12 protein-coding genes are annotated in these 12490 nt (G+C 60.7%); 4 read left to right on the top strand and 8 right to left on the bottom strand.

The annotated features are described in order from the left end of the window. Positions 1-38: 38 nt before the first annotated feature. The 5 genes from AGR7B_RS20260 to AGR7B_RS20240 are packed head-to-tail and all read right to left on the bottom strand — an operon-like array spanning position 39 to position 4660. On the bottom strand, positions 39-1046 hold the full coding sequence (locus AGR7B_RS20260) for a branched-chain amino acid ABC transporter permease (protein ID WP_080857695.1): 1008 nt from the start codon (positions 1044-1046) through the stop codon (positions 39-41). Between the two features lies 1 nt (position 1047). Continuing rightward, positions 1048-1935, bottom strand: a complete 888-nt coding sequence (locus AGR7B_RS20255) for a branched-chain amino acid ABC transporter permease (RefSeq protein ID WP_065657339.1) — start codon at positions 1933-1935, stop codon at positions 1048-1050. A gap of 2 nt (positions 1936-1937) precedes the next feature. Continuing rightward, positions 1938-2639, bottom strand: coding sequence for an ABC transporter ATP-binding protein (locus AGR7B_RS20250; RefSeq protein WP_080857694.1), 702 nt, complete (start codon positions 2637-2639; stop codon positions 1938-1940). A gap of 1 nt (position 2640) precedes the next feature. Further along, positions 2641-3426, bottom strand: a complete 786-nt coding sequence (locus tag AGR7B_RS20245; protein ID WP_065657341.1) for an ABC transporter ATP-binding protein — start codon at positions 3424-3426, stop codon at positions 2641-2643. A 25-nt stretch (positions 3427-3451) separates the two neighbouring features. Further along, positions 3452-4660, bottom strand: a complete 1209-nt coding sequence (locus AGR7B_RS20240; RefSeq protein WP_080857693.1) for an ABC transporter substrate-binding protein — start codon at positions 4658-4660, stop codon at positions 3452-3454. Positions 4661-4891: 231 nt separating this feature from the next. On the opposite strand from AGR7B_RS20240, the gene AGR7B_RS20235 reads away from it, so the two are divergent. After that, entirely contained in the window at positions 4892-5809 is a 918-nt protein-coding gene (locus AGR7B_RS20235) for a LysR family transcriptional regulator (protein ID WP_065657343.1), read from the top strand. Positions 5810-5944: 135 nt separating this feature from the next. Next, a complete protein-coding gene (locus tag AGR7B_RS20230) occupies positions 5945-6967 on the top strand; it encodes an LLM class flavin-dependent oxidoreductase (protein WP_003522491.1) in 1023 nt (340 codons plus the stop codon). A 186-nt stretch (positions 6968-7153) separates the two neighbouring features. Here AGR7B_RS20230 and AGR7B_RS20225 read toward each other — a convergent pair whose 3' ends face one another. After that, on the bottom strand, positions 7154-8272 hold the full coding sequence (locus AGR7B_RS20225) for a mandelate racemase/muconate lactonizing enzyme family protein (RefSeq protein ID WP_080857692.1): 1119 nt from the start codon (positions 8270-8272) through the stop codon (positions 7154-7156). A gap of 229 nt (positions 8273-8501) precedes the next feature. Here AGR7B_RS20225 and AGR7B_RS20220 point away from each other — a divergent pair, with 229 nt between their 5' ends. Then, positions 8502-9176: a GntR family transcriptional regulator gene (locus AGR7B_RS20220; RefSeq protein WP_059756898.1), complete on the top strand. Its 675-nt coding sequence runs from the start codon at positions 8502-8504 to the stop codon at positions 9174-9176. A gap of 109 nt (positions 9177-9285) precedes the next feature. Beyond that, the gene (locus AGR7B_RS20215; protein WP_080857691.1) at positions 9286-10755 is read left to right on the top strand and encodes a mannitol dehydrogenase family protein; all 1470 of its coding nucleotides are present in this window, start codon (positions 9286-9288) and stop codon (positions 10753-10755) included. A gap of 50 nt (positions 10756-10805) precedes the next feature. Here the strand turns inward: AGR7B_RS20215 and AGR7B_RS20210 are convergent, their stop codons facing one another. Together AGR7B_RS20210 and AGR7B_RS20205 are read right to left on the bottom strand one after the other, a co-directional pair. Beyond that, complete coding sequence (locus AGR7B_RS20210) at positions 10806-11651, bottom strand: ATP-binding cassette domain-containing protein (protein WP_080819997.1); 846 nt, start codon at positions 11649-11651, stop codon at positions 10806-10808. After that, on the bottom strand, positions 11648-12487 hold the full coding sequence (locus AGR7B_RS20205; protein ID WP_003522485.1) for an ABC transporter ATP-binding protein: 840 nt from the start codon (positions 12485-12487) through the stop codon (positions 11648-11650). Before AGR7B_RS20205 ends, AGR7B_RS20210 begins: the two co-directional genes overlap by 4 nt. Between the last annotated feature and the right edge of the window lie 3 nt (positions 12488-12490).

The following is a 12490-nucleotide window of genomic DNA, read 5'->3' as shown; positions in this document are numbered from 1 at the left end:
GGACGCGGAGGAGGCCTTTCCTGTGTTCTCAAAAACGCCTAGCGGCGGTGCTGAAAGCCGAGTTTTCTCCCGAGCCGCGACGCGTAAAATTCGCCGATCAAACCACGCCGGAACACCAGAACGCAGGCCATGAACACGAGACCGGTGATGATGGTGACCGGGAAATCGGACGTCGCGAGATAGTTCTGCAGGGTGACGACGAGACCCGCACCGAAGATCGGGCCAATCATGGTGCCGATACCGCCGAGCAGCGTCATCAGGATCACTTCGCCCGACATCTGCCAGGTGACGTCGGTGAGCGTCGCAAACTGGAAGACCAGCGCTTTGAGGCCACCCGCAAGACCGGCCAGCGTCGCCGACATCACGAAAGCACCGAGCTTGTAGCGCTGGACGCTATAGCCCAGCGAAATGGCGCGCTGCTCGTTTTCGCGGATCGATTTCAGGATCATGCCGAAGGGCGAGTTGACGAAACGCCAGATGACAAGAAGCGCCAACACAAAGGCGACAAGCACCGTGTAATAGATGTTGAGCGGCGCATTGAGGTCGAGAAGGCCGAAAAGATGGCCGCGCGGCACGCCCTGCAAGCCATCCTCACCATGGGTGAAGGGTGCCTGAAGGCAGAAGAAATAAAACATCTGCGACAGCGCGAGCGTAATCATGGCGAAATAGATGCCCTGGCGGCGAATGGCGAAGAAGCCGATGACGAGACCGAGCAGCGCCGCCCCCGCCATGCCGATGACAAGGCCGATTTCCGGCGTCACGCCCCATTCCTTCACCGAATAGGCGGTGAAATAGGCTGCACCGCCGAAAAACGCCGCATGGCCGAAGGAGAGCAGCCCGGTGTAACCGATCAGGAGGTTGAAGGCACACGCAAACAGCGCAAAGCACAGGAGCTTCATCAGAAAGATCGGATAAACGAACATCGGCGCGGCGATGAGCACGGCAAGCCCTGCAAGAATAAGCACGGTCTTGATGGTGCCGGCAGTCGTCGAAACCTCCGTCTGCGGCATTGCTCCGGCGGTGGGGCTATGGGTGGCTTTGGACATATCAGGCGTCCTTTCCGAAAAGTCCGGCGGGGCGGATGAGCAGCACAAAGGCCATGATGACGAAGATGACGATGTTGGAGGCTTCCGGGTAGAACACTTTGGTGAGGCCCTCTGCGACGCCCAGCATGTAACCGGTGACGATGGCGCCCATGATCGACCCCATGCCGCCGACCACGACCACGGCAAAGACGACGATGATGAGGTTCGTGCCCATCAGCGGCGAGACCTGATAGATCGGCGCGGCGAGAACCCCGGTGAAACCGGCAAGGCCGGCACCCAGCGCGTAGGTCAGCGTCAGGAGAACAGGCACATTGATGCCGAAAGCCTGCACCAGCGTCGGGTTTTCCGTCGCAGCGCGCAGATAGGAGCCAAGCCGCGTCTTTTCGATCAACGCCCAGGTGGCGATGCAGACGATGAGCGAAATGACGACGACGAAAGCGCGGTAATTCGGCAGGAACATGAAGCCGAGATTGGTGCCGCCGGCAAGCTGCGGCGGAACCGAATAGGGCTGGCCTGCAGCGCCATAAAGCCAGCGGAACGTGCCTTCCACCACCAGCGCGAGACCGAAGGTGAACAGCAGCCCGTAAAGCGGATCGAGATCGTAAAGCCGCGACAGCAGGAAGCGTTCGACAATCGCACCGAACAGCGCCACGACGAAAGGTGTGACGATCAGCGCCACCCAGAAATTGATGCCGAAATATTGCAGGCCGAGGAAGGCGACGAAAGCGCCGAGCATATATTGCGCGCCATGGGCAAAATTGATGACGCGCAGCAGGCCGAAAATGACGGCAAGGCCGAGCGACAGCAGCGCATAAAACGACCCGTTGATAAGGCCCACCAGCAATTGCCCGAGCAGTGCCTGAATTGGAACGCCGAAGATCATCGTCATCGTTAAACCCCCAGCACCTTGTTGAGCTCGCCCATGCGGCCGGAAAGCTCGCTGACCGGAAAATTGCTGACCATCTGACCGTGATCCATCAGGTAGAAACGGTCGGCGATACGGCTGGCAAAACGGAAATTCTGTTCGACCAGAACAACGGTCATGCCGCGGCTCTTCAGTTTCTGCAGCACCTCGCCGATGCGCTGCACAATAACCGGGGCAAGCCCTTCGGTCGGTTCGTCAAGCAGCAGCACCTTGACCCCGGTGCGCAGGATGCGCGCCATGGCCAGCATCTGCTGCTCGCCGCCGGAAAGCTTGGTGCCGGGGCTGGTGCGGCGTTCGTAAAGATTGGGAAACAGCTCGTATATTTCATCGAGCGTCATGCCGCCGGATGCGACGATGGGCGGCAGCTTCAGGTTCTCCTCGACGCTCAGCGTCGCGAAGATGCCGCGCTCTTCCGGCACGAAACCAAGGCCGTATTTCGTCGTGCGATGCAGCGGCACCGGCATCAGATCCTTGCCGCCCAGCTTGATGACGCCCTTGCGGTTGCGGATAATGCCCATGATGGTGCGCAGCGTCGTGGTCTTGCCCACACCGTTGCGGCCGAGAATGGTTATGGTTTCGCCCTCGCCGACGGTGAGATCGACACCGTGCAGCGCCTGGCTTTCGCCATACCAGGATTTCAGGTTGGAGACTTCGAGCATTGCCGCCATATCAAGCCTCCTCCGTGCCCATATAGGCCGTGCGCACGCGCGGATCGGCGGCAACGGTGGCATAATCGCCCTCCGCCAGAATTTCACCGCGTTGCAAGACCGTGACGTGGTGGCAGATATCGGCCACGACTTTCAGATTATGTTCGACCATCAGCACCGCGCGTGTCTTTGCCACCTCGCGGATGAGTTCGGCGACATGGGCGACATCCTCGCCGCCCATGCCGGCCATCGGTTCATCCAGCAGCAGAACCTTCGGATCGAGCGCCAGCGTGGTGGCAATTTCGAGAACCCGCTTGCGGCCGTAAGAAAGATCGGCCGCAAGCGCATGTTTTTCCCTGGTCAGGCCGACCATGGCGATCAGCTCCTCGGCGCGGGCGTTCAGCCTGTCGAGCGAGGAGAGCGGCAGCCAGAACTGCGTGGCGAGGCTGTTCGGCCGCTGCAACGCCACCCGCACATTTTCCAGAACCGTCAGATGCGGAAACACCGCCGATATCTGGAAAGACCTGACGAGGCCGAGACGCGCCACCTTGTCCGGCGGCGTCCTTGTTATGTCCGTTCCCATGAAGGTGATCGCCCCGCCTGTCGGCTGGAGAAACTTGGTCAACAGGTTGAAGACCGTGGTTTTGCCGGCACCGTTCGGACCGATAAGCGCATGCACGCGGGCATGGTGGACGTCGAGATCGACGTTTTTCACGGCCGCGAATGCGCCGAAGGTCTTGGAGAGACCGCGCGCCGAAAGAACGACGCGAGGTTCGGCCTGCCCGGCAAGGGCGGGAGCGATCGTCATCAAGCTTTCCCCTTTTTATTCTTCTTTACTGCGTTACCAGCGGGCAACCGCTCTTTGCGGGGTCCATGAAGGCTTCCTTGCCGGGGATGGTGGCAAGTACCTTGTAATAATCCCACGGCTGCTTGCTTTCGTCCGGCTTCTTCACTTCCATGAGATACATGTCGTGGATCATGCGGCCGTTGGCGGCGACATGGCCGTCCTTCGAAAAGACGTCGTTGACCGGCATTTCCTTCATGGCCTTGGCGACGGCATCGGCATCGTCTGTGCCGGCCTTTTCGATGGCCTTCAGGTAGTGCAGCACGGCGGAATAGGTGCCGGCATGCACCATGTTCGGCATGGCGCCGGTGCGTTCCTTGAAGCGTTCGCCGAACTTGCGCGATTCATCGTCGCGGTCCCAATAAAAACCTTCCGTCAGCGTCAACCCTTGAGCCGCTTCGAGACCGAGGCCGTGGACTTCTGCAAGCGTGAAGAGAAGCGCCGCAAGCCGCTGGCCGCCGGCGACGATGCCGAATTCGGCCGCCTGCTTGATGGCGTTGGAGGTATCGAGACCGGCATTGGCAAGGCCGATGACCTTCGCGCCCGAGGACTGCGCCTGCAGCAGGAAGGAGGAATAGTCCGTCGTGGCAAGCGGATGGCGCACGGAACCCAGAACCTTACCGCCATTGGACTTGACGAAATTCGACGTGTTTTCTTCCAGCGAATAACCGAAGGCATAGTCGGCGGTCAGGAAGAACCAGCTGTCGCCGCCCTGCTTGACGAGCGCGCCGCCGGTGCCGACCGCCAGCGAATAGGTGTCATAGGCCCAGTGGAAACCATAGGGGCTGCACTGCTTGCCGGTCAGCTCGGTGGTTGCCGCACCCGTATTGATGGTGATCTTCTTCTTGTCCTTGGACAGCGCCTGCACGGCAAGGCCGACCGACGACGAGGTCAGTTCCATGATCGAATCGACCTGTTCGGTATCGTACCATTGGCGGGCGATATTGGAGGCGACGTCCGCCTTGTTCTGGTGGTCGGCGGTCACCACTTCCACCGGCGCATCGAGCACCTTGCCGCCGAAATCCTCGACCGCCATCTTCGCGGCTTCATAAGAGTATTTGCCGCCGAAATTGGCGTAGACGCCCGACTGGTCGTTCAAGATGCCGATCTTGACCTTGCCGTCCGAAATCTCGGCGGCATAAGCGGCGGTGCCAGCGGCCAGCGCCATGGCCGTGGATAAAACGATACTCTTGCGCATGACTTCTCCTCCCAGAGATGATTGCGAGCCTCAGATTGTCTGTGCAACGGTGAACGAACCGCGTAGGGGACCTGCATGCCATTGCACCCGAATGGTCACACCGCCCTCCTCAAAGCGATGCATCCTGAGCCTAGACTTCTCGAATTCGGCCGTTGACACAAGACCGGGGCATCATCAAATTGCGAACAGGAACTGTTCATTTTTGAACAGAACTCTTGATGGGAGACAAATATGGCCACCCCTTTCACCTGGGACGACCTGCAATATTTTCTGGCCGTGGCCCGCACCGGACAGCTCTCATCGGCGGCCCGAAGCCTGCGCACCAGCCACGCCACCGTCTCCCGCCATATCGACCGGCTGGAATTCTCGCTTAAAACCAAGCTGTTCGAGCGAAACCCGCGCGGTTATGAACTCACGACGGTGGGGCGGCGGCTGGTGGATACGGTCGAGCGTATCGAGGCGGAAGCCGAAAGGCTGCAATCGGATATTTCCGAAAGCGGCAGCCTGCTGCGCGGCGTGGTGCGCCTTAGCGCGCCTGAAGGTTTTTCCAATTTTTTCTTCGTGGAAAGGCTGAAAGACTTCGCCATCACGCATCCCCACATCATGGTGGAAATGGTGACGATCCAGCAGATCATGGCGCTTTCCAGAAAGGAGGCGGATGTAGCCGTCACGCTCGATCCGCCGAAGGCCGGTCCCTATATCAACGAACAGATCATCGATTACACGCTGCATATCTATGCCTCGCGTTCCTATCTCGCCGGGCGGCCGAGAATCACCAAGCGCGAGGACCTGCTCGATCACTTCTTCATAGGTTACGTACAGGACCTGATCTTCTCACCCGGCCTTGATTATATGCGCGACGTGCTGCCCGGCCTGCGTCCGGGCTTTCAGTCCTCGAGTATTTTCGCGCAGCTGACTGCCACGCTGAGCGGCCGGGGCCTGTGCATCCTGCCGAATTTCATCGCCGCGCGCTTCCCGGATTTGCAGATGGTGCTTGCCGGCGAAGTGGAACTGCGGCGCGGCTACTGGCTGACGAGCCATCAGGACCTTGCCAATGTGCCGCGTGTGCGCTCGCTAATGGACTTCATTCTCACCACGGCGCGCGCGCATGAAAAACTCTTCATCCTCGACCGCCGGATGATGGTCTGAACAGCCATCGTTCACATTTCGGCGACACCGTGTCTACGCGCGGCCGGTTGGAGGATGCGCGCGCCAGCCTATATGACTGACAACAACGAAGCCGGTTTGTGAAGACCGGCATCCTCCGACATCTGGAAGGTCATCATGAAAAAGATCGGATTCCTGTCCTTCGGCCACTGGACGCCCTCGCCCCAGTCGCAAACCCGCTCGGCTGCGGACACACTGCTGCAATCGATAGACCTCGCCGTCGCGGCGGAAGAGCTGGGCGCCGACGGCGCTTATTTCCGCGTGCACCATTTCGCCCGCCAGCTTGCCTCGCCCTTTCCGCTGCTGGCTGCCGTCGGCGCGCGCACGAAAAAGATCGAGATCGGCACCGGCGTCATCGACATGCGTTATGAAAACCCGTTCTACATGGCGGAGGACGCCGGTTCGGCCGACCTCATCGCCGGCGGACGCCTGCAGCTCGGCATCAGCCGCGGCTCGCCGGAACAGGTGATCGATGGCTGGCGTTATTTCGGTTACCGCCCGGCCGAAGGCCAGAGCGAAGAAGACATGGCGCGTCAGCACACCGAAGTCTTTCTCGAGCTTCTGAAAGGTGAAGGTTTCGCTGAACCGAATCCGCGCCCGATGTTCCCCAACCCGCCCGGCCTTTTGCGGCTGGAGCCGCATTCCGAAGGGCTGCGCGAGCGCATCTGGTGGGGTTCGAGTTCCAATGCAACGGCAGTCTGGGCGGCAAAGCTCGGCATGAACCTGCAAAGCTCCACCCTGAAAACGGACGAAACGGGCGAGCCTTTCCATGTCCAGCAGGCGCAGCAGATCCGCACCTTCCGGGAAGCATGGAAGGAAGCAGGCCACACCCGCGAGCCGCGTGTGTCGGTCAGCCGCAGCATCTTCGCCCTCGTCAACGACCGCGACCGGTCCTATTTCGGTTACGGCAACGAAGGCGACGACAAGATCGGTTATATCGACGACAAGACACGCGCGATCTTCGGGCGCAGCTATGCCGCCGAGCCGGAAAAACTGATCGAACAGCTGAAAGCCGACGAGGCCATCGCCGAGGCCGATACGCTGCTCCTGACCGTGCCGAACCAGCTGGGCGTCGATTACAACGCCCATGTGATTGAGACGATCCTCAAGCAGGTGGCGCCGGCTCTCGGCTGGCGCTAAATTTGGAAAAATTGCATCATCCACACTCCGTCACCCCGGACTAGATCCGGGGTCCAGCGCGATCAAGTCTTTGATCGCGAAAGACTCTTCTCACCGCGCAGACGCGCCGTGGCTGGATGCCGGATCTAGTCCGGCATGACGGAGGACGGGCTTCCCTCCCTTAAAATCCGGGCTTTATACCGCTGCTCATTTCACCGCCTTGCCATAACGGGCGAAGCTTTCCGCCAGCGGCGTCGTGCTGGCGCCAGGGCGCTCCGGACGTTTGTAGACACCGTCCCGAACATGGATCGGCTCTTCGAAGTGATCCTTGATCCAGGGAATATATTCGAGAATGGTTGAAGCCGGATGCCAGTAGCTCAGATGCACATGCACCTGGCTCATCTCGCCGGCATGCGGCACCACGGGCAGGCGATGGGCGAGCGCGAGATCGGCAACCTGAATATATTCGGTGATGCCGCCAAGCCGGGTCACATCAGGCTGGACATAGGTAACCGCACCGGCATCGATGAATGAGCGGAACGCATCCACCGTGTAAAGCTGCTCCCCGAGCGCAATCGGAATGGACGTATTGCGCGCCAGCCGCGAATGGCTCGTCACATCGTCATACCAGAGAGGCTCCTCGAACCAGTAAATGTCCAGATCTTTCGCCGCCGCGCAGAAACGCTGGCACGTGGGCAAATCCCACTTGCCGTTGCCGTCGATGGCGATGCGGATGGACGAACCGACACGCTTGCGCACGGCTGCAAGGCGGGCAATATCGATATTCGGATCGTCATGCCCGACCTTGATCTTCAGCCGGGTAAACCCATCCTCCTCCACCGCTCTCGCGCTACCCGTCAGCAAATCTTCCAGCGTGAAGGAAAGCCAGCCAATATCGGTATTATAGGCTTCCACCGCCGCCGTGCGCGCGCCGCCGAGATAGTGCCAGAGCGGCACGCCCGCCTTTTTCGCCTTCAGGTCCCAGAGCGCAACGTCAACTGCGGCCAGCGACAGATGGGTGATGCCCGCCCTGCCGACCCATTGCAGCGCCGGATAACGGGCCAGTTTCGTCCACAGCCTCGAATGGTCCGACACATCCTCCCCCACCAGCAAGGGCGCGTAACAATCGCTGATGCAGGATGTGATCAGCCTGTCCGACGGCAGATGCGCGTGGGTGCCGGTGAAACCATAGCCCTCAAGGCCATCGCTGGTGGTGATCTTTGCACCGACGACGCCCCAATGGGTGATGCTGTGGGTGGAATCGGAAATGGACTCCGAAGTCAGCGGCAGGTGCAGGATGAAAGGTTCGACGGCGGTAATTTTCATGATCGGTCATTCCTCGATTGCTGATTGCTTGCGGGGAGGAATAGACGCCGCGTCCCCGCGACCACGGGCCGCAAAGATGGCTTTCGGGAAATTGCCAGACCGCCCTCCTCCAGCAGCCGGCTTCCGATGACGGATAGAGCTAAAGCAAAAATGGTCTTTGTAAAATAAAAATTTTTATTTTTAATATTCAGCCATTGCCAGTCCCTCGAAGCTGGGCAATGATGCCGCCATGAACTCGCTGGTCAAAGTCACGCTCGCCGAACAGGCGCATCAGGAACTGCGCGCACGCATCGTCAGCGGCAGATTGCGCGGCGGCGAACGCCTGCTGCCCAATGAGCTTGCCGCCGATCTCGGCATCAGCCCCACGCCGGTGAAGGAAGCCTGCCTGAAACTCGAGGCCGATGGGCTGGTGGTCAATTCCTCCCGGCGCGGCATGGTGGTGCGCGATTTCACCGTCGAGGATGTGGAGGAACTTTACGCCGCCAGAATGCTGCTCGAAAAAGGCGCGGTGGAAGTGGCCTTCGACGCCGGGCAACTGGATGAAGCGCTGCACGCGGAACTGCTGGAAAGCCTGGCGAAACATCGCGAATTCGCCAAAGGCTCGACGCTCGACGAATTGTCGAAAGCGCTTTTTTACGACCGCAGCTTCCATACGACCCTTGTGTCGGCCGCACGCATTCCGGTCATTTCCGGCTCGCACGAGCGCATTCTCGACCAGACCCACACGGTTTTCGTCTCGATCCTCGGCGACTACGCCCGCTCGGTCGAGGAGCACCAGAATATCGCCGATGCCATCGCCGCCGGCAGCAAGGCCCAGATCGTCGATGCCCTGTGGCGACATCTCGAGCGCAGCCGCCAGAATACGCTGCGCCAGGTCCGTCTGCTCAAAGAGGCCGGCGCCTGATCATTCCGCATATTAGGGGAGGAACCGACATGATGCGCCACAAGCCGGACGCCGCAATGAGAGCGGTGCGAGCCACAACCGTCCCGTTCCGCATGGGGATTTCGCATCGATGACAAACCGGCTTTCCGCTGCAACCCTGCCCCGCCTGCCGCAATCCGTAACGACACCGGCCTATGACCGCCAAAGCGTCACGCCCGGCATCGTCCACCTCGGCGTCGGGGCCTTTCATCGGGCGCATCAGGCGGTTTTCATCGACGATTGCCTTAATCGCGGTGAAACCCGATGGGGCATCGTCGCCGTATCGCTGCGCAGCCCGGACACGCGCGACGCCATCGAGCCGCAGGACAATCTCTACACCTTTTGCCTGCGAGACGGTGAGAGCGAGCGCCTGCGCATCATCGGTTCGATTCTCGAAACCATCGTCGCCCCGGAAGAGCCTGAACGGCTGGTGGAGCGGATGGCCGATCCGCGCGTCCTCATCGTTACCCTGACCGTGACGGAGAAGGGTTACCTGACCAATCTCGCGTCCCGCAGCCTGCTGCGCGATCATCCCGATATCGTCCATGATCTCGAAAACCCGGAGCGGCCGCGCTCCATCTTCGGCTTCATCCTTGCGGCCACACGGCGCAGACGCAAGGAAGGTTCCCGACCCCTGACGCTCCTTTCCTGCGACAACCTGCCCGCCAACGGCCATGTGCTGCAAAAGCTTCTGCTGGAATTTGGGGAACTGGCAGATCCGGAACTGGCATCCTTCATCGAAACCAATATTGCCTGCCCCTGCTCGATGGTGGACCGGATCGTTCCGGCCACCACGGATGCGGACCGGGAGGCGATTTCGGCCGCACTCGGCTTCAGCGATGCCTGGCCGGTGGTGGCCGAGCCCTATTTCCGTTTCGTCATTGAGGACCGTTTTCCGCATGGAAGGCCGGCGCTCGAGAAATCGGGCGTGGAATTCGTCGGCAATGTCGAGCCATACGAGCATATGAAGCTCAGAATGCTGAACGGCTCCCACAGCGCCATCGCCGCCATCGGCCAGATTGCCGGCCTTGCGACGGTGGCGGATGCCTGGGGTGAAACGCCCGTGCGCGATTTCATCGACGCCTATTGGCGCGAGATCGAACGGACGCTCGATCCCGCCGTTGACGGGGCGGAATTCGCAGCCGGCCTGCGGGAGCGTTTCGCCAATCCCTCATTGCAGCACAAGACCATGCAGATCGCCTCCGATGCGTCGCAGAAAGTGCCGCTACGCATTCTTGGCCCATTGCGCGAACTGCTTGCGGAGAAGGCTGAAAGCCGGACGGTCATTTTCGCCGTCGCACTCTGGATCAGGTCCTGCGCGGACAAGAATGAAAAGGGGCAGCCGATCACCATTCTCGATCCCGCTTTCAAGGAGTGGGATGCGCCCGATCAACTGGCAATGGCGCCGGATGCGGTCGTCGACCGTTTTCTGACTTTCGAGCGCACATTTGGCAGCGACCTGCCCAGGAACGAAACCTTCGTCCCAGCCCTGAAAGCCGCCTACCGCGACATTCGGGAACACGGCGCGCTTGCGGCAATCGCGCGTTTCCTGAAGTCCTGAAAAAGAACAGGCCGGAAATCCGGCCTGTTTTTAACCTCGGTCGTCAGTCTTCAGGCTGTCGCTGCCAGCCGTGCCGCCTTGCGGCGTTCCACGCGGGCGCGGATGGCATCGACATCCGTGATCGGTGTCGCGGCGAAAAGCTGGCGGGTATAGGGATGCTTCGGGTCGGCGAAGAGTTCCTCGCGCGTGCCCTGCTCCACCGCCACACCCTTCGAAATGACCATCACATCATCGGCGATGTAACGCACCACCGAAAGATCGTGGCTGACGAAAACATAGGTCAGCTCGAATTCTTCCTGAAGGTCGGCGAGAAGGTTCAGCACCTGCGCCTGCACCGAAAGATCGAGCGCGGAGACCGGCTCGTCCAGCACCAGCAGCGCCGGGTTCAGCATCAGTGCGCGCGCAATGGCGATGCGCTGGCGCTGGCCGCCGGAGAACATGTGCGGATAACGGTTGAAATGCTCAGGACCGAGACCGACCTTCACCAGCATGGCTTCGGCCCGCTCGCGCCGCTCGGAAGCCGGTATCTTGGTGTTGATGACCAGCGGCTCCATCAGCACGTCGCCCACCTTCTGGCGCGGATTGAGGCTGCCATAGGGGTTCTGGAACACCATCTGCACCTTGGAGCGCATCTCCGTATCGGGACGGCGTCTGGCGATATCGACCGGCTTGCCTTCGATCTTCAGTTCGCCGCCGGATGCCGGGTCGATCAGCGCGATGATGCGGGCCAGCGTCGATTTACCGGAGCCGGACTCACCGACGATGGCCAGCGTCTTGCCGCGCTCGACGGCAAAGTCGATGCCCTTCAGGGCCTGCACCGTCTTGGCGCCGCCGAACAGGCCGCCGGGAACGTGATAGTCGCGGGTAATGCCCTTGCCTTCGACAACGATACTCATTGAACGCCCTCCTTGCCGAAGAAATCGGAAACCGTGGGCAAACGGTCGCCGGTGGCATTTTCCGGCAGGGCCGAAAGCAGTGCCTTGGTATAGGGATGCTGCGGGGCCTCGAACAGGCTCAAGACATCCGCCTCTTCCATCTTGCGGCCCTTATATTGCACGACGACGCGGTCGGCGGTTTCCGCCACCACACCCATGTCATGGGTGATGAGGATCAGCGCCATGCCATATTCCGCCTGCAGGTTCATCAGCAGATCGAGAATCTGCTTTTGGATCGTCACATCGAGCGCAGTGGTCGGCTCGTCGGCGATCAGCAGGCGCGGCTTGGAAGCGATCGCAATCGCGATCATCACGCGCTGGCACTGGCCGCCCGACATCTGGTGCGGATAGGCCTTGAGCTTGGTTTCCGGCTCGGGAATGCCGACAGCCCGGAACAGTTCCAGGGCGCGGGCACGCGCGGCAGCACCGCTCATGCCGAGATTGAGGCGCAGAACCTCCTCGATCTGGAAACCGACCGTGAAGGACGGGTTGAGCGAGGCGACCGGCTCCTGGAAGATCATGGTGATCTCGCGACCGATCACCCGGCGGCGCTCCTGCGGTGACATGGCCAAAAGGTTCTTGCCGTCGAAGGTCATCTCGTCGGCGGTGATCGTCGCCGTATCGGGCAGAAGCCCCATGACGGCGAGCATCGATACCGACTTGCCGGAACCGGACTCGCCGACGATGGCCAGTACCTCGTGTTTGTCGACGGAAACATCGATGCCGTTGACGGCCGTGAAGGCGCCGGTGGCGGTGGCGAATTTGACGGTGAGGTTCTTGATTTTCAGCAGGCTCATCGC

The organism is Agrobacterium deltaense RV3 (assembly GCF_900013505.1).
GTDB lineage: Bacteria > Pseudomonadota > Alphaproteobacteria > Rhizobiales > Rhizobiaceae > Agrobacterium > Agrobacterium leguminum.
The sequence above is the reverse complement of the archived record's forward strand: the minus strand, read 5'-3'. Positions and strand labels throughout refer to the sequence as shown.

Bases quoted from the DNA above. Each gene is read 5' to 3' on its own strand.
- AGR7B_RS20225 (WP_080857692.1), bottom strand. From the start codon at position 8,272: ATGAAAATTACCGCCGTCGAACCTTTCATCCTGCACCTGCCGCTGACT.
- AGR7B_RS20260 (WP_080857695.1), bottom strand. From the start codon at position 1,046: ATGTCCAAAGCCACCCATAGCCCCACCGCCGGAGCAATGCCGCAGACG.
- AGR7B_RS20235 (WP_065657343.1), top strand. From the start codon at position 4,892: ATGGCCACCCCTTTCACCTGGGACGACCTGCAATATTTTCTGGCCGTG.
- AGR7B_RS20220 (WP_059756898.1), top strand. From the start codon at position 8,502: ATGAACTCGCTGGTCAAAGTCACGCTCGCCGAACAGGCGCATCAGGAA.
- AGR7B_RS20205 (WP_003522485.1), bottom strand. From the start codon at position 12,487: ATGAGCCTGCTGAAAATCAAGAACCTCACCGTCAAATTCGCCACCGCC.
- AGR7B_RS20255 (WP_065657339.1), bottom strand. From the start codon at position 1,935: ATGACGATGATCTTCGGCGTTCCAATTCAGGCACTGCTCGGGCAATTG.
- AGR7B_RS20215 (WP_080857691.1), top strand. From the start codon at position 9,286: ATGACAAACCGGCTTTCCGCTGCAACCCTGCCCCGCCTGCCGCAATCC.
- AGR7B_RS20210 (WP_080819997.1), bottom strand. From the start codon at position 11,651: ATGAGTATCGTTGTCGAAGGCAAGGGCATTACCCGCGACTATCACGTT.
- AGR7B_RS20245 (WP_065657341.1), bottom strand. From the start codon at position 3,426: ATGACGATCGCTCCCGCCCTTGCCGGGCAGGCCGAACCTCGCGTCGTT.
- AGR7B_RS20250 (WP_080857694.1), bottom strand. From the start codon at position 2,639: ATGGCGGCAATGCTCGAAGTCTCCAACCTGAAATCCTGGTATGGCGAA.
- AGR7B_RS20230 (WP_003522491.1), top strand. From the start codon at position 5,945: ATGAAAAAGATCGGATTCCTGTCCTTCGGCCACTGGACGCCCTCGCCC.
- AGR7B_RS20240 (WP_080857693.1), bottom strand. From the start codon at position 4,660: ATGCGCAAGAGTATCGTTTTATCCACGGCCATGGCGCTGGCCGCTGGC.